The following is a 16,216-nucleotide window of genomic DNA, read 5'->3' as shown; positions in this document are numbered from 1 at the left end:
TGCATGGAACCATTTAAATTTAAGAAGCTTGAAATTGAGCAGGAGGGGAACTGGCTGAAACGTTTACTTACGTCACCGCATTTTAAGAAGACCGTTTTATATGCCGTAATAGGAGCCTTCATCGGTTATGTTTTGTTTATTATTGAGCAGGATGCCGTGAAACTTATCTTCTGGAGTGATACGGCCATGCAGAATGTATTAATGGGTTTGGCTTTCGGTGTTTTTATTACCAATAGTCCCTGTGCCAGAGGAAAATGTTAATGGTTTGCTGGTCTCATGAATTTTAATTTAAAGAATGTTATGAACCAGCAGAACAGTTTCACCTCTGCCGACTGACTTTTTTAATTCGTACGATTAAAGTAAATTTAGGCATATTCTACATCCAGTTATGCTTAATATTTATCAAGATCTACTTCAATTAATCGAACAAGAACAGTCCGTTATCCTTGGAACCCTGATTTGTAAGAAAGGCTCAGCGCCTCAGGTACCGGGAGCTTCAGCTATATTTAATCAGAAAGGTTTACTAAAAGGAACATTAGGCGGAGGTATTCTTGAAGCTGAAGCCGAGCGGCTTGCCTGCAGTCATGCAGCCGATAAGCATCATTTGCTGCGAACCATCAATTATACGGCTACAATAGATGATGAGGCAGGTGCCATTTGTGGCGGTGAAGCCAGTTTTGTTCTGGATTTTTCACCTGAGAAGCAGGTCGAGGCTTTCTTCCGGATGAACAGTTCGTTAACGCATGGTAAATCTGGTCATTTAATCACACTTGTAGATGAGCAAAAGGGTATTAGGCGTTATTGGCAGGAAGATAAGGAAACACTGGATGATGACTTAATGCCTTACAGGCCATACGTGGTAAGGTGTCATCAGCATCAAACAACTTGCTATACCAAGGTGGATAATGTGCACGTGCTGGTTGAATGGCTTAGCCCCCCACAAAGGCTCATTATAGTTGGTGCGGGCCATATTGGACAAGCATTATGTCACATGGGCTCCTTGCTTGGCTTTGAAGTAACTGTGCTGGATAACCGACCTGAATATGCTAATGAAACCATGTTGCCTGACGCCCGGCAACTGATACTTGGCGACCTAAGCGATAACATCAAAAAGTTACAGCCAACACCCGACACATATTTAGTCATTGTCACGCAGGGACATAAAACCGATTACGCTGCCCTGCTGGCTTGCCTGCAATCAGATGCCGGCTATATAGGTATGATAGGCAGTAAACGCAAGGTGCAGATTATTAAAGATGATTTGCTGAATAAGAACTTAGCCACGCAGGCTGAACTGGATGCTATTTATTCTCCTATTGGTTTGGATATTGGTGCGAAAACGGTTCAGGAAATAGCAGTGAGTATTGCGGCAGAGCTGGTGCAGGTGCGTCATTTTAAAGCGTCAGTAAAGGATGTGGCAATGATTATATTAGCTGCCGGCATGAGTAAACGGATGAATGCGGCCAAAATGCTACTGCCTTTTGGCGGGCAAACCATCGTTGAAACCGTTGTGGATGCGTCGCTGCATTCAAAAGTGAATCATGCAGTTGTGGTGACAGGAGCAAATGCAGAGCAAATTTCCCAAAAGATAAATCATCTGCCGGTGCAGGTAGCTTTCAATGAAGGTTATGCCAGTGGGATGCTTTCATCGGTTCAGTGCGGTGTTAGAGCGGTCAATGGTTTTGGTGCATTTCTTGTTTTACCGGGCGATCAACCCTTCGTTCAGTCTTCAACAATCAATCGCCTGATTCATGCCTATAGAAAAAGTGATAAAGGATTGGTTGTGCCTGTTTTCAATGGCAAAAAAGGCCATCCGGTATTGATTAGTAGCAAATACCAGGAGCAGATCTATCAATTGGATCCTAATATTGGCTTACGGCAACTATTTCACCAGCATGCCGATGATATAGAATATCTTGAAATTGAATCGGATGAAGTTGTCATAGATTTGGATAACAGGGAAGAATACAACGAAGCTCTGGGACGTTTAAAGGATAAGTAGGATGGATTGAAGTAATTGTGTTTTTATCCATGCGCCATTGAAATAGGTATTAAATTTGATTTGTTAAGTGGTTAATGATTAACTTTAGATATTCAGGTTTAAGTCAATACTAAATGTATGAAATCTCAGATGACTCATTATCCGTTATTGCTGTTGTTGCTTAGTTTGGTGAGTTGGGTCCATCAGCAATCGGCATTCTCCCAAATGACTGATCAATTAGCAAGCATTTTCGAAAGTGGTCATGTAAAAGTAACAATTCCTCATCATGGAGGTTATGCGGCAACCACTTTTGGAAAGAGTGTTTTACGTATTCAGAGACAAAAAAATGACTCCACCTATCAGCTTAAATATAAAGATGCTATTGACCGGCGAAAATTAGAGCTAATCATTAACCAGCAAGAATACGATACCCTTAAAAGCTTATTTGTTAAGCTTATTGAGATACATAATCCCGACAAAAAGCTATCGGGCAACTGTATGGATATCGATCATAACTTTATATTAGAGTCATCCAATCAAACGCTTGTGATAAAGCCTGAGAAGTTACTACCTGTACATAACTGTGTGATGAACTGGCTTTATAGTAAAGAACTAAATAATTAACTACCTTAGTAGTTGAACACTACCAGATAAAATAAACATAGAAACTATGGAACAGATTTCATTCTCTCTTAATAATAAAACAGTTAAGGTTGAAGCTAATCCCAACGATATTTTATTGTGGGTTTTGCGCACTAAACTGGGTTTAACAGGTACCAAGTATGGCTGTGGTATAGGTTTTTGTGGCTCATGCACCATTCTTGTAGATGGTGAAGCCATGCGTTCATGTGGTATGGCTGTGAGCGAGGTGGCGGGCAGGCAGGTGACTACTATCGAAGGCCTGGCTATTGGTGATAAGCTGCATCCTGTGCAGGAGTCATTCGTTATGCATGATGCGCAGCAGTGTGGCTATTGTACCCCGGGTATGATTATGAACGCTGTGGGTTTATTAAATAATAATCCTAACCCCAGCCGGGAAGAAATAATAGAAGGTATGAACGAAAACTTGTGCCGGTGTGGCTCATATCGTCGCATTACAGACGCCGTAGAATCAGCAGCTAAACAAATGAATGGAGGAAGCAACAAATGAAAGAGAATCAAATACATCAACTCTATTTCGACAATGTCGATCGACCGGTTCGGAGCATTAACCGACGTAATTTTATTAAGAAACTGGGAGGTGGTTTAATCATCGTTTTTTCTCTTAGTTCATTTGCATTTAAATCACGCTCAGAAGATGATCATGATAAGCGCAGTGATGAAGAACTGGACTTGAATGCTTATTTACGCATTAAAGAAGACGGCACCGTTGATTGCTATACCGGTAAAATTGAGATGGGGCAGGGTGTTATCACATCATTGGCGCAGGTATTGGCCGAGGAACTAGAGATACCAATGAACACCATCAATATGGTGATGGGGGATACCGAGCTGTGTCCATACGATGCAGGTACCTGGGGCTCATTGACCACTCGCTTTTTCGATCCGCTTTTGCGCGCTGCTGCTGCCGAAGCAAAGGCCGAATTGCTAAAGTTGGCAAGTATTCAGCTGCAGTGTGCCGAAAGTGAATTGATGAATAAGGATGGCTTTATTGTTTCAAAAACAGATGCAAAGCGTAAAGTGAGTTATGCTGAATTGACAAAGGGTCAAAAGATCGTTAAAACCATTAGTGCACCGCCGAAACTAAAGAAAGCAGAAGATTTTAAGACCATCGGAAAACCAATCATCAGTACCGATGCTATTAAAAAGGTCACAGGACAAGCTGTATATACATCAGATATTCAGTTGCCCGGCATGCTGTACGCTTATCTAAAAAGGCCGCCGGCCCACGGTGCTGGTTTAAAATCATTGGATGTGTCGCGTGCACAGAGTATTCCAGGGGTTACAATTATTAATGAAGATGGATTAGTCGCCGCCTTGCATAATGACCCCTTAATTGCTGAAGAAGCCATGGTTAAGATGAAAGCTGAATGGGATATTCCTGAAGCCAAAGCGGATACAATCAGCATCTTTGAGCATATATTACAAACAGCTGATTCAAGCAGAACCACAGAAGAAAAAGGGAATGTAGCAGCAGGTTTACAGGAAGCTGAGAATATTGTAGAAGCGAACTATTTAGATGGCTACAAGGCCCATGCTTCCATTGAAACACATGCGGCCACAGCAAAGTTTGAAGGCGATAAGCTCGTGATGTGGGCCTCAACACAAACCCCTTTTGGAACCCGCGAAGCTGTTGCTGATGCATTAAATATTCCGCTTGAAAAGGTGCATATTAAGCAAATATTTATTGGTGGTGGGTTTGGTGGTAAGATATATAATCAACAGGCTATTGAATGTGCCAAACTGGCCAGATTGACTGGTAAGCCCGTGCAAGTGGCCTGGTCGCGCCAGGAAGAGTTTATGTATGACTGGTTTCGCCCGGCGGCCGTTGTTAAGGTCAAAGCCGGTGTGCAAAACAATGGTCGGTTAAGTGCTTGGAATTTTGATATTTATTGCGCTGGCCCAAGGGGAACACAGGATTTTTACAATATTCCGAATGTTAAAACACAAGTATTTAACGGTAAGAATGTTCATCCGTTTGCTACCGGCGCCTGGCGTGCACCTGGTAATAACACTACTACTTTTGCCCGCGAATCGCATATTGATGTTGTGGCTGATAGTCTAGGTATGGATCCGTTAGAATTCCGCTTGCTTAATATTGAAGATCCGAAAATAAGAAAGACTTTACAACTGGCAAAAGAAACCTTTGGCTATACAGCAGCTAAAACGGGTGCTAATCGTGGTTGCGGGATAGCTATTGGTGCTGATGCAGGCACCATTGTGGTATTGGTGGCCGAGGTGGAAGTAAATCCTGAAACGGGAGTAGTAAGGCCATTAAGAATGGTGTGTGCCCAGGATATGGGGCAGGTAGTCAATCCGCACGGTGCCATTGTGCAAACCGAGGGCGGTCTGACTATGGGATTAGGCTATGCCCTTTACGAGGATATCGAATTTACCGGAGGAGCCGTTGAAACACAGAATTTTGATACTTATGATATTGCCAAATTTGCTGTAACACCTCCAATCGAATGTGTTTTTGTAGATGATATGAATGCCCCTCCTCAAGGTGGAGGAGAGCCAGCTATAATAACGGTTGGTGGTGCCATAGCCAATGCGGTTTATCATGCCTGCGGAGCACGTGTCAATCAGATGCCAATAACGCCTCAACGCATTTTGGAGGCACTGGCTTAAAACAAATATCAGAAGGCTGTTGATGACACAACGGCCTTTTGTTTTAAGTTCTTTACAGACGGATAAAGTTAATTTATAATTGAGTTTAGATGTATTCGGCTATCATCAAAACAATTTGTAATGGCTCGTGTTGGTATTGATGAGGACCAATAGCATCAATAAGTTTTATGAAGATATTAAGTTATAATATTAAAAATTTCAGGCAGATTGAATACATGAAAATGCTTCCGGAGGAGGTGAAACATGAGATTGAAATTGTTTCGCGGGTATTGCCTTTCAAAGCCAACAATTATGTGGTGGATTACCTGATTGACTGGGCAAATTTTGAAACGGATCCCTGTTACATATTAACCTTCCCCAATCGGCATATGCTGCGTGACGCTGACTATGATAAGGTTAGGTGGGCGGTTGAAAAAGGCCTGGCGCAACACGAGATTACCAAAATAGCCAACGATATTCGCTTAGGCCTGAATCCGCATCCGGCGCAGCAACAGTCAAATATACCACAGCTCAATGGTGAGCCTTTGCCAGGAGTACAGCATAAATACCGCGATATTGCCCTGTTTTTCCCGACTCAGGGACAGACCTGTCATGCCAATTGTACCTTTTGCTTCCGCTGGCCTCAGTTTGTAAAGGATTTAGATTTGCAGTTTTCCATGAAGGAAATCGATCAGGTGTGTGAGTATTTCAGACAGCATGAGCATTTGCATGAATTACTATTTACTGGTGGCGACCCTATGATTATGAGTCCGCGCACCATCAGCAAATACATTGATACCATTTTCAAGGCTGACTTGAAAAACCTAAAGACCATCCGGTTTGGAACCAAATCATTAACATGGTGGCCGTTTGTTTTTCTGCCTCAGTACAATGAAGAGGCACAGGAGATGCTGGACCTTTTTAAGCGCATTACCGATAAGGGCATTCACCTGTCTATTATGGCTCATTTCAATCACTACCAGGAAATGTCGAACAGTGCGGTGGCAGAGGCCATTGATAATATACGAGCTACAGGTGCCGAGATTCGTACGCAATCCCCTTTGCTAAATCATATTAATGCTTCGGCAGAGGTATGGGCTAAAATGTGGGACCAGCAGGTGAATATGGGCATGGTGCCTTACTACATGTTTGTGGAACGCGAAACCGGGCCTTATGAATATTTCCAGGTGCCTTTGGCTAAGGCTTATGAAATATACACCGATGCCATACGTGTTACATCTAGTCTGGCCAAGACCGTAACTGCTCCATCCATGTCGGCGGCCATGGGCAAAGCACAGATTATGGGCATCATCGATAATCCGGTAAATGGCGACAAGTATTTTCAGATACAGTACATCCGCCACCGCGATTATAAACAATCATACAAGCCATTTTTGATGCATTACGACGAAAAGGCTACATGGATTGATCAGCTGAAGCCGGTTAAGTAAGAGGTATTAAAATAAAATCAGGAAGAAGTAGTTAGTATACTTCTTCCTGGTATTGTTTATTGCTTTTAAGCTCTTCGAGGTGTTGACCCGCCTGTTCTTCACTTAACTGCAGATACTGACTAAATACCTTAATTAAACTTGCGCGTACCGAAACAGCCAGCTTATCTTTGCTGCCGCAAACATATATGACCGCGCCTTTATTTATCCAGTTCATGATTTCACTGCCTTCCTGCTCAACCACCTGATTAATGTAGAACTTCTGCTCACCATCTCTGGAAAAGGCTGTATTAAGCTTGCTTAGCAGGCCTGAGTGCAGATAGCTTTTTAATTCCTCTTCGTATAGAAAGTCGGTTTGGCTGTTTCTTTCACCAAATAATAGCCAGTTTGGGCCCGATGCCTTACGTGCAAAGCGTTCCTGCAGGAAACCGCGGAACGGTGCAACACCCGTACCAGCACCAATCATGATAATGGGAGTAGTGTCTGTTTCCGGCAACCTGAATTTAGAGATGGTCTCGAGCGTAACGGGCACTCGGTCACCCACATCCAGGCGGTTCCATAAAAAGGATGAGCATACGCCATTACGGGTGCGCTGGTCGTGTCTGTTTTCAATGATTTTAACAGTAATATCAGCCTGCTCACCCACCACCAGGCTACTTGATGCAACGGAATATAAGCGCTGGCTTAGTTTGCGCAGTACACTCAGAAATTCTTCAACCGTTATTGGGCCCGGAAAATCTGACACCATGTCCATCACATCTTTTTCTTCAGCATACGCTTCCAGTTGTTGGTCATCAACAATCAGTTCGTTAAGGGCTGTGTTATTCACAATTTCGGCATAGTTGCGAATCACAAGCGGGGTAATCAAAGTCAACTCATAATCATGTATCAGCAGCTCCTTGAGCATACGAGTCTGGTCCTTTACCACCACCGGATAGGCTTTGTCGAAGTCAAGTTGCTTGAGTAGCTCATCCACCAGGCTACGCGAATTGGTGCCATAAACACCTATTGCATCACCGGGTTGATAATCCATACCAGCGTTTTTGAGCGATAAACTCACATGCAGTACCTTTTTACTACTGCCTTCGGCGGTAAGCATGGTTTTCTGGAGCAGTTCAGCTTTGTAGGCTGAGGTAGAATCGTGTCCCAGCTTCAGGTCAAATACAAAGCCTTCCTTTTGCGGGGGATTAACCGCTTTTAGCTGACTTTCGAGTGTTTTAAATACATCCAGCACCCAGCTTTTGGCTGTCTCTTCAAAATCGATGTCACATTTGACATGCTCCATTAAGCGTTGGCCACCTAACTCTTGCATGCGCTTATCAATGTCTTCACCTGTTTGACAGAAATAGCGGTAACTGCTATCACCCAGGCCAAGTACTGCATACCTGGTGTTTAATTGACTGATAGTATTTCCGTGAATATATTCATAAAAACCTTCGGCTTGTACAGGTGGTTCTCCTTCACCATGGGTGCTAACTGCCACAAGAAGATATGTCATCTGTTGCAATTCATTAAAATCCATGTCCTGCATATCGCGCAATTCCGAAGCATATCCTAAACTTTGGGCATATTCATGGGCCAGTATAGCAACCGCCTTGGAGTTGCCTGTTCGGCTGCCAAACAGGATGTATATAGTATCCTTAAATGTATTCATCATGTATGTGGTTTAATCATTCAAGGATCTGTTATCGAAATTGTTCAGATATGGTCTGTTTTTGATGCATAAATATTAATGTAACTATCATAAGAGGTGATGGGCGAATGGTATTATCAAAATGTATTGTATATTTAGGTGCTCTTGTTTACGGAGTTTTACTCAAATCACATCCCTTATGTTGGAAAATCCTGTTTTTATCATCTTTGTGGTCGGCTTTATAGTCGTTATTGTTCTGGCTTCTTTTTTTAACAAGAAAGCACTGATTAAACGTAAGCTTAAAAAAGCTGTTTTGAAGCACCTTAGTGATTTTCGGGATGGCGATGTGGCGAAGGTGGTTGGGACGGTTGAATTTGCCGATGAAGCTTTGGTAGCGCCTTTGTCAAACAGAAAATGTGCCTATTACCATGTGCTTGTTGAGCAAAAGGTGTCCTCGGGCAAAAGCTCTCATTGGAAGAAGTTGATTGAAGAAGAGGTAACCGGTAAATTTGTCATTCGCGATGGTGCAGATTATGCCTGTATCGGCAGAGGTCAACTGAAAAGCTACATTGTGCAGGATCGCAACTTCTCATCAGGGTTTATGAATGATGCCAGTGAGCAGCTGGAGTGGTACCTGAATCATAAGGGCTACGAGAGCGAGAATATGCTGGGTTTTAATAAAACTTTGCGTTACCGTGAAGGTATTCTTGAAGAAGGTGAGGAGATAGCGGTATTGGGCAAGGGTGTATGGAAGACTCCTCAAAGCCTGAACCTGCCAGAGTCTTATGGGCGAGTATTGGAAATAGCAGAAGATGCAGATATACCGGTGTATCTAAGCGATGATCCATCAACCACAAAAGCCATGGTGCAAAAAGCAACACAAAAACAGAAGCTTCAGACGGGGGGCCATGTTCCCGATAATCGCTATTTCAGAAAAACAACGGATAGTCGATATTTCCAAAAAAAGTGATGTTAGCATTATTTTGACAGCAGATTTTGGCTACTTTTTGTCAGGTTGGCTGATAATATGAATATCTCGCTGAGGGAATGGGATAGTAATGCCTGCTTGGTTCAATGCATCATAAACCATTTGCGTAATTTCACTTTTAATTTTTAAACCTTCCTGTACTTTCGATATCCAGAATAATAGCCTGAAATCCAGAGAGCTATCACCCATGTTGATAAACAGGACGCTTGGTTCAGGGTCTTTGAGCACATCATCATGAGCATGTAAAAGATCTTCCAGTATCTGTTTTACCTGTTCGGCATTGGAGCCGTATGCTACACCCACAATTACCTCATGGCGACGTTGCGGATCAGAATGTGTCCAGTTAATCACTTCGTTGGATATGAGCTGACCATTGGGCACTATCACTTCAGCACCATCAAAGGTGCGCACAATGCTGGAGCGTATGCCAATTGATTTAACCCGTCCCAACAGCTGTCCCACTTCAATCACATCATCAATTTTTATAGGACGTTCAAAGAGCAGTATTAAACCAGATACCAGGTTGTTAAAGATATTCTGCAAGCCAAAGCCAATACCAACACCAAAGGCCCCAATCAGCACTGTAAGGCTGGTCATGGGTATACCCGCCATAGATACAGCCAGGGTAATACCAATGGTAATAAGTGTGTATTTGGCGAGCAAAGCAATGGTATGCGGGAGTCCCTGGCCAAGTTTTGTTCGGCTCAGCACATCTTCTTCCAATATCGTTTTAATTACATTGGCCGTGAATATAGACAGCGTTAAAATGGCAATCAGCATAATAATTCGCCCCAGTGAAAAACTAAATGTATCACTGATGACAAACTGGTAGGTGAGCACATCACCAATAAATGTCAGTACTTCATCATCTAATTTTATACTCAGCAGAATAATATAAACACCCATAATAACAGAGACAGTAACAACAGCCTGCACCAGTCTTTTTCTTAAACTGGCGCCATGCGTATAAAACACTTTTAGGTTACGGTTACGCATGCTGTCAAACAGGTAATCAATCATACCAATGGCAATAAGCATAGATACGAACAGCAGAGCAATGCTAAAGGTATTTGTAAGGATGGTGTTAACTATTAGTTCAGTGAGCACAGTATATCCGGCAATTCCCATTAATGAAAAAACGACAAGCAAGCCTATAACACCAATTAAAAAGCGGTTAATGAAAGATCTTAATGGTTTGCCGGGCAATATCAACTGAAGAAGGTACAAGCGGATATTAACCAGTACCACCATTTCGATGAGTGCTGCAATAATAATAAATACCTGGTAGTGAATCTGATTGGGCGGAAACAAGTTGAAAGGTAGTTGAATCAGAATCAGGGTAAATAATATCAGAATATTTATAAACAAGCGCCTATCAACCAGGCGAGACAATAAGATGATGAGAGGGATGCAAATAACCACCCGAATGATATCTTTAAATAATAGTGGCTGATTGGGAAATAGTAAAGCCGACAGCCAGATGATTATTACAAATGCAGTGCTTTTGTAATCACTTAAGAGGCGATGGAATTGCTGTTGGTAATAGGAGCCATTTTTAATGATGCCCTTTCGCATGATAACTTTTTTTACCCACCGAAAAGCAAAAATGCCACTCAACAACAATACTAAGAACATGAAGGCATTGGCGCGGTGGTCTTTTAGATAATCCGCCACCAGTTGCCCTTCTATCTTTACATTCTTTTTAAGAGCTGTTTTAACTGAGCTGAAAGAGTCGTGTTTAAACAACTCATTAAATGCTAAAGGACTACGGGCAAAAACATTGTCTTCATCTTCATTTATTTGTTGTTCTATTTCATCTACTAAAGACAGAACTCTGGCCCTTTCAGTAATGGCTTGATCCTGGGTCATTAGTAATTGACTTTCCTGTTTGATAAGTTTACCAAGCAGCTGATTTTTTTTAGTGTAAACCCGGTTAATATTAGTTTGAATAATACTGTCTTTGGCCTCAATGCCAAGGTATTGGGTAATTGAACGCCATTGCTTATCAATTTTTTGCACGCTGCGACGCTGGGAATCCAGCTTATCCAGCTCTGCTGCAAGAATATCCACTATTGATTCTACCTGTTCCTGACGTTGTTTCCAGTATGAGCGTTTATTAAGCAGGTGACGTCGGTTGAAGCTACTGAGGTCTTTGTAGTTTTCTGTTTCGTAGATACTGTCGATGTCCATCAGCCGTTCCTGACTTTCGCTGATGAGATTGTTGAGCTCATCCTGCTCTAATAATGCTTTATCAATTTTATTGAGTTGGGAAATGGCCATTGCACTGCGCCCCGGCACTTCAATAGCATCTATCTGTACAATAACGTTGCTTGCCGAATCATTTTCAGCTATCTGGCCATTGGCCTGAACAGCAATTGACAGGGAGCATATAAAAAAGCAGATACGAAAGACAGTCATCCGATTAGAGTTAGAAATTATCAGTTAAAAATACGCAGAAGAATTGGAAATGACCTATTGATGCAAGCAAAAGGAACTTCCTTTTTTTTTCAGAAAGTCCTTTTGCGATGCTGTTTCGAAAAAATTATTTTAGGGCAGAGGCATGCCTTCCACCCATGGGCCGTCATTATCCAGAATAAGCTGCATTACCTGCTTCAGGTCAATCTCTATGATTTGCTTAACGTCTTCTTTTATAGCCATAAAAGCATGTTGAGCAATGGCCAGATTCTCCTTCTGCGTAGCTGTTGGGCCATAGGTGTTGTTGGCAATATTCTGCGAAGCAGCCATGAAACGACTGTTAACCGATGGTTTTGTTTTTTCACCAATCATGTTTTTGCTGGCATTGCCGTTTAACTTTTTATCAATCTCATATAAACGTTGCCTGATACCATGTAATTGCTGCTCTGCAATGCCTGCTTCCAGTTTCGATTGTTGTGCGGCCAGAGTCAATGCATCAACCTGCTTAAAAGCTTCTTTAACAACTTTATTGATGGCTGAGATGTCTTTTTGCATAGCCCTCAACTCAGTGATATATCCATCAAAACTATTTTCGGTGGCTTGCTCAAGGCTTCCTGCATTAATGGGCACCACCTCAAATTCAATGGGCGATGATAAAGGGATTGTTTCACCATCAGCTTCCTTGGATAAACTCGCAGTGTAAGTACCCGAAGGTGCGAGGTAGCCGCTACCCTTGCTAGATGGTTTAGCGGGGCTGACAGGGGATATGGAAGCATAACGTAAATCCCAGGCGACCCTGTGGAACCCTTTGCCAGCAGGAACTCGCAGGCGGCGGATTAATTGACCATTGTCATCGGTAATGCTGAGCCACACCTTGGTGGTATCTTGCCGGCGCTCTTTCTCTACTTGTTCCCAGCCCGGAAATTGTATTGCTTCCCCTTTATTCAGGGCTGCTTTTTCTTTTTTTCGGCGTTGTTGCTTTAGCATGGGATAGTCGTCCTTCAGATAGTAGGTAAAAACAGCACCAAAAGCGGGGTTAGGTGCTGTAAAGAAAGCGGCACCCTGCGCTCCTTTTCCAGCCATGGTCATGCTTGGGCGTGGAATGTAACGCAATGCAGCACGTGTAGGGAAGAGGGTGGCTTCTTGCTGAAGCTGTTCCTGACTGACATGGCGCAATGGGGAGTAGTCATCCAATACATAAAAGCCGCGACCAAAGGAAGCACCCACCAAATCGTTTTCGCGCCGCTGTATGGCAATATCTCTGAATGAGATGGTTGGTACATTGCCTGTCAGCTGCGTCCAGTTATCGCCTCCATCAATGGTGAAGTAAAGGCCAAACTCTGTACCCACAAAGCATAGGGATGGATTGATATGGTCCTGCACAAAACGCCAAACCAGAGTTTTGTCGGGAAGATTACCTTTAATGGCACTCCACGATTGACCTTTATTGGTACTTCTATATAAATAGGGTTTAAAGTCGCCAAACTTATGGTTATCGAGACACACATATACCGTGTTGGCATCAAACAAATCGGCCTTAATATCATTGACAAAAGCGGTGGCTGGTACTCCGGGCAGTTTATCCACGGTCAGGCTACGCCAGTTGGCACCTCCATCGTCCGTAATACTAATTAGGCCATCATCGGTGCCGGCATAGATCAAGCCTTGTTGCAAGGGCGATTCGGCCAGTGAGGTAATGGTGTTGTAGGTAGACATGGCTGATAGGTCCCAGGCATTGTCCCAGCTTTGTATACTGCCCATTATTGGCAGGCTTAGCCGTTCTTCATTTTTGGTCAGGTCGCCCGAAATGGCTGTCCAGCTATCGCCTCTGTTATCGGAGCGCCACACCCGCTGTGAAGCAAAATAAAGGCGTGTTGGCTGATGCGGACTCACCAGAATGGGTCCATCCCAGTTAAAGCGCTCAAAGGGCTCTCCCTCTTGAGGTTGCGGTTGTATGTGCACAATCTCACCGTTGGTTTTGTCCACGCGCACCAGGTTACCTTCCTGCCATTCGCAGTAAACAATGTTAGGATTACCGGGCTCGGTAGCTGGTTGATGGCCATCGGCAAAGAGGGTGATGTACCAGTCGGCATTGGTTATGCCATTGGATTTATCGGTGCGAGAAGGGCCACCCTGTGTGTTATTATCCTGTGTACCGCCGTAGATATGGTAAAATGGTTCGGCATCATCTACTGCGAGCTTGTAAAACTGTGTGACCGGCAGATTGGCTACATAACGCCAGTTTTTGGTGCCGTCAAATGTTTCGTACAGGCCGCCATCGGTGCCCACCAGCAAATAGTCAGGGTCATCATCCCTGAAAGCGATGGCATGATTATCCGAATGCTTGTGCTGTTCACTCATTCGCTTAAAGGTTTTGCCTCCATCTGCGGAAACCTGCATACGTACATCCACCAGGTACAGCTTATCGAACTGATGCGGACAGGCATACAGCTCCTGGTAGTAGTGTGGTCCGGTAGCACCAGAAACTGCATCCGACATTTTGCTCCACGACGCCCCTTTGTTGGAGGAACGATAAACGCCTCCTGTGCGATGGTTCAGCTCAATGGCTGCATAAACCACATCGGGTTGCTGAGGTGATATGGCCAAACCAATCTTCCCCATGTTGCTATCAGGAAGTCCTTTATTCAGCTTTTGCCAGGTGTTGCCACCATCATCGGAACGGTAGATGCCCGAACCGGGGCCGCCGCCCAAATAAGCCGCTACGTTACGATGACGTTGCCAGGTGGCAGCATAAAGCACATTGGGGTTACGCGGGTCTATTACCAAATCGGTTGCCCCCTTCCATTGCTTGTCGCCCAAAGTTTGTGTCCAGTTTTGTCCGCCATCGATTGAGAGAAAGATGCCTCGCTCGTCGCCTTTACTCCAGAGTGGTCCCTGGGCTGCTACCCAAATTATATTGGAGTTATGCGGGTGGACAATGATTTTGGATATGTGTTCGGAGGCCGTCAGTCCTATGTTTGTCCAGGTGGCACCATCGTCTTCACTTTTGTAGATGCCATCGCCAAAACTAACGTGTCGTCCGCCCACATTTTCGCCGGTGCCCAGCCATATCACATGGTGATTGTTTGGGTCGATGGTAATGCAGCCGGTGGAGTATACACTTTGCTTATCGAAGATGGGTTGCCAGGTGGTGCCGGCATTTACGGTTTTCCACACACCACCCGAACCAACGGCAACGTACCAGATGTTTGGATTGGTGGGGTGAATGGCTATATCGGCTATGCGCCCCGACATGAGTGCAGGGCCAATGCTGCGTAGTTGGAGTCCTGAAAAAGTGCTGTCGTTTAAAAGTGATTGAGCTGATAACGCAAATGAGCATACAATTAATGTGATTGAAAGTATGTCTGTTATACCTATTTAATATCGAAATGTGCCTTTGGTTCATATATTTCCAAAGACGCTTTCGTTTATTATCGGCATTAACCATTGCAATTTCACAGTTTTGCTTAAAGCTCATATTGAAATGCAATTGGTATTAAATCAGAGGCGATAAGGTGAGAGGGCAATGTGTTGACTGCCTGATGCCGTTGAATGATTATGTTTATTTTGCCTTTTCGTGGATCAACTTTTCATGGCATATGATGTGTCCGGTCCAAATATTAATCTGAAAGACCTCTTCTGAGATTAGTTGATTGTATTCATTATACGTGCACTTGTTTTCAAAAACCAAGGTGCCATTTTGATGTGAGCAATTGAGCAGCATATTATTGTTACTGTCATAGGTATAGGTATCAATCACTTCATTATTATTGATGTAGTCTCTTTGCGTTTTCTTAATTAGGTTTCCATTGTTGTCATATTCAAAGTGTTCGCCGTTGCAAAGTTGGTCATCGCGAAATAGTTTTTCATATAACAATTTCTCGTCTTCTTGGTAGGTTTTCTCGTATCTGGATATTTCATTATTGTCAGCATCCAATTCTATTTCAGCCACCACGCGTCCTAATTCATCCAATTGGTAAATCTCATAGCCCGTTACATCCCCATTCTCATCAGTTATTGTGGCTTTATCAGCGTTTCCGATATCAGTAAAAGCGAAAGTTTTAACGGTTTTTCTACCTTCTTCAAACTCAAATTCTACTTTATCAATTTCTCCATTATCATTCTTGGTATAAAGGTGCCTCTCTAATAATTCATTAAATGGGTCATATTCAATGAACTCTTTGATTTTATCAGTGTCAAAGTATCTGCAAACACGCTTATAAAGGGCGTTATTGTTAGAATCGTATTCTATTTCATTGAGCATATTCCCACGAGCGTCTATCGTAAATGATTTAAACAGATACTTATTCACTTCTTTTTTGTCAGTATCAAGCTCAATTTTTGTTGTAGTCCAATTCTCCATCTGGTTTTATTTGCTGAAAGTTATCTTACGCAGATACCATTTCTGGATTTTTAGTTCAGTGACTACTAAATTATAATTTTCATTTTAATAGTCATCATTATGTATGGATATATGGTTG

At 43.1% G+C, this 16,216-nt stretch carries 11 protein-coding genes; 7 read left to right on the top strand and 4 right to left on the bottom strand.

The features are described from left to right. Positions 1–3 precede the first annotated feature (3 nt). The 6 genes from KEM09_RS12885 to KEM09_RS12860 all read left to right on the top strand — a co-directional run bounded on the left by KEM09_RS12885 (position 4) and on the right by KEM09_RS12860 (position 6,702). Entirely contained in the window at positions 4–261 is a 258-nt protein-coding gene (locus KEM09_RS12885; RefSeq protein ID WP_212228878.1) for a hypothetical protein, read from the top strand. A gap of 127 nt (positions 262–388) precedes the next feature. Beyond that, entirely contained in the window at positions 389–2,002 is a 1,614-nt protein-coding gene (locus KEM09_RS12880) for an XdhC family protein (RefSeq protein ID WP_212228876.1), read from the top strand. 117 nt (positions 2,003–2,119) lie between these two features. Next, on the top strand, positions 2,120–2,605 hold the full coding sequence (locus tag KEM09_RS12875; RefSeq protein ID WP_212228874.1) for a hypothetical protein: 486 nt from the start codon (positions 2,120–2,122) through the stop codon (positions 2,603–2,605). A gap of 46 nt (positions 2,606–2,651) precedes the next feature. After that, positions 2,652–3,131 carry a (2Fe-2S)-binding protein gene (locus tag KEM09_RS12870; protein WP_212228872.1) on the top strand — a complete coding sequence of 160 codons (480 nt, stop codon included), beginning with the start codon at positions 2,652–2,654 and terminating at the stop codon, positions 3,129–3,131. Further along, positions 3,128–5,272, top strand: a complete 2,145-nt coding sequence (locus KEM09_RS12865) for a xanthine dehydrogenase family protein molybdopterin-binding subunit (protein ID WP_212228870.1) — start codon at positions 3,128–3,130, stop codon at positions 5,270–5,272. The genes KEM09_RS12870 and KEM09_RS12865 overlap by 4 nt, the downstream gene beginning before the upstream one ends. Positions 5,273–5,439: 167 nt before the next feature. Further along, the gene (locus tag KEM09_RS12860; RefSeq protein WP_212228868.1) at positions 5,440–6,702 is read left to right on the top strand and encodes a KamA family radical SAM protein; all 1,263 of its coding nucleotides are present in this window, start codon (positions 5,440–5,442) and stop codon (positions 6,700–6,702) included. 31 nt (positions 6,703–6,733) lie between these two features. On the opposite strand, the gene KEM09_RS12855 is transcribed toward KEM09_RS12860, so the two are convergent. Continuing rightward, the gene (locus KEM09_RS12855; protein ID WP_212228867.1) at positions 6,734–8,356 is read right to left on the bottom strand and encodes a diflavin oxidoreductase; all 1,623 of its coding nucleotides are present in this window, start codon (positions 8,354–8,356) and stop codon (positions 6,734–6,736) included. 175 nt (positions 8,357–8,531) lie between these two features. On the opposite strand from KEM09_RS12855, the gene KEM09_RS12850 reads away from it, so the two are divergent. Further along, positions 8,532–9,302 (top strand): hypothetical protein, encoded by a 771-nt coding sequence (locus KEM09_RS12850; RefSeq protein WP_212228866.1) that lies wholly within the window; start codon positions 8,532–8,534, stop codon positions 9,300–9,302. A 30-nt stretch (positions 9,303–9,332) separates the two neighbouring features. Here KEM09_RS12850 and KEM09_RS12845 read toward each other — a convergent pair whose 3' ends face one another. From KEM09_RS12845 to KEM09_RS12835, 3 genes are all read right to left on the bottom strand, one after another. Next, on the bottom strand, positions 9,333–11,738 hold the full coding sequence (locus KEM09_RS12845) for a mechanosensitive ion channel family protein (protein ID WP_212228865.1): 2,406 nt from the start codon (positions 11,736–11,738) through the stop codon (positions 9,333–9,335). Between the two features lie 129 nt (positions 11,739–11,867). Then, positions 11,868–14,990, bottom strand: coding sequence for a VPS10 domain-containing protein (locus KEM09_RS12840; RefSeq protein WP_212228864.1), 3,123 nt, complete (start codon positions 14,988–14,990; stop codon positions 11,868–11,870). Positions 14,991–15,297: 307 nt separating this feature from the next. After that, on the bottom strand, positions 15,298–16,098 hold the full coding sequence (locus tag KEM09_RS12835) for a hypothetical protein (RefSeq protein WP_212228863.1): 801 nt from the start codon (positions 16,096–16,098) through the stop codon (positions 15,298–15,300). Positions 16,099–16,216 lie beyond the last annotated feature (118 nt).

This window comes from Carboxylicivirga mesophila (assembly GCF_018271975.1).
In the GTDB taxonomy this organism is placed as follows: Bacteria; Bacteroidota; Bacteroidia; order Bacteroidales; family Marinilabiliaceae; genus Carboxylicivirga; species Carboxylicivirga mesophila.
Note: the sequence above shows the minus strand (reverse complement) of the source record. Positions and strands in the feature narration are given on the sequence as shown.

What these genes read in the sequence shown, in the direction of transcription:
- KEM09_RS12860 (WP_212228868.1), top strand. Translation starts at nt 5,440, where the DNA reads ATGAAGATATTAAGTTATAATATTAAAAATTTCAGGCAGATTGAATAC.
- KEM09_RS12875 (WP_212228874.1), top strand. Translation starts at nt 2,120, where the DNA reads ATGAAATCTCAGATGACTCATTATCCGTTATTGCTGTTGTTGCTTAGT.
- KEM09_RS12855 (WP_212228867.1), bottom strand. Translation starts at nt 8,356, where the DNA reads ATGATGAATACATTTAAGGATACTATATACATCCTGTTTGGCAGCCGA.
- KEM09_RS12840 (WP_212228864.1), bottom strand. Translation starts at nt 14,990, where the DNA reads ATGTCGGGGCGCATAGCCGATATAGCCATTCACCCCACCAATCCAAAC.
- KEM09_RS12865 (WP_212228870.1), top strand. Translation starts at nt 3,128, where the DNA reads ATGAAAGAGAATCAAATACATCAACTCTATTTCGACAATGTCGATCGA.
- KEM09_RS12835 (WP_212228863.1), bottom strand. Translation starts at nt 16,098, where the DNA reads ATGGAGAATTGGACTACAACAAAAATTGAGCTTGATACTGACAAAAAA.
- KEM09_RS12850 (WP_212228866.1), top strand. Translation starts at nt 8,532, where the DNA reads ATGTTGGAAAATCCTGTTTTTATCATCTTTGTGGTCGGCTTTATAGTC.
- KEM09_RS12870 (WP_212228872.1), top strand. Translation starts at nt 2,652, where the DNA reads ATGGAACAGATTTCATTCTCTCTTAATAATAAAACAGTTAAGGTTGAA.
- KEM09_RS12880 (WP_212228876.1), top strand. Translation starts at nt 389, where the DNA reads ATGCTTAATATTTATCAAGATCTACTTCAATTAATCGAACAAGAACAG.
- KEM09_RS12885 (WP_212228878.1), top strand. Translation starts at nt 4, where the DNA reads ATGGAACCATTTAAATTTAAGAAGCTTGAAATTGAGCAGGAGGGGAAC.
- KEM09_RS12845 (WP_212228865.1), bottom strand. Translation starts at nt 11,738, where the DNA reads ATGACTGTCTTTCGTATCTGCTTTTTTATATGCTCCCTGTCAATTGCT.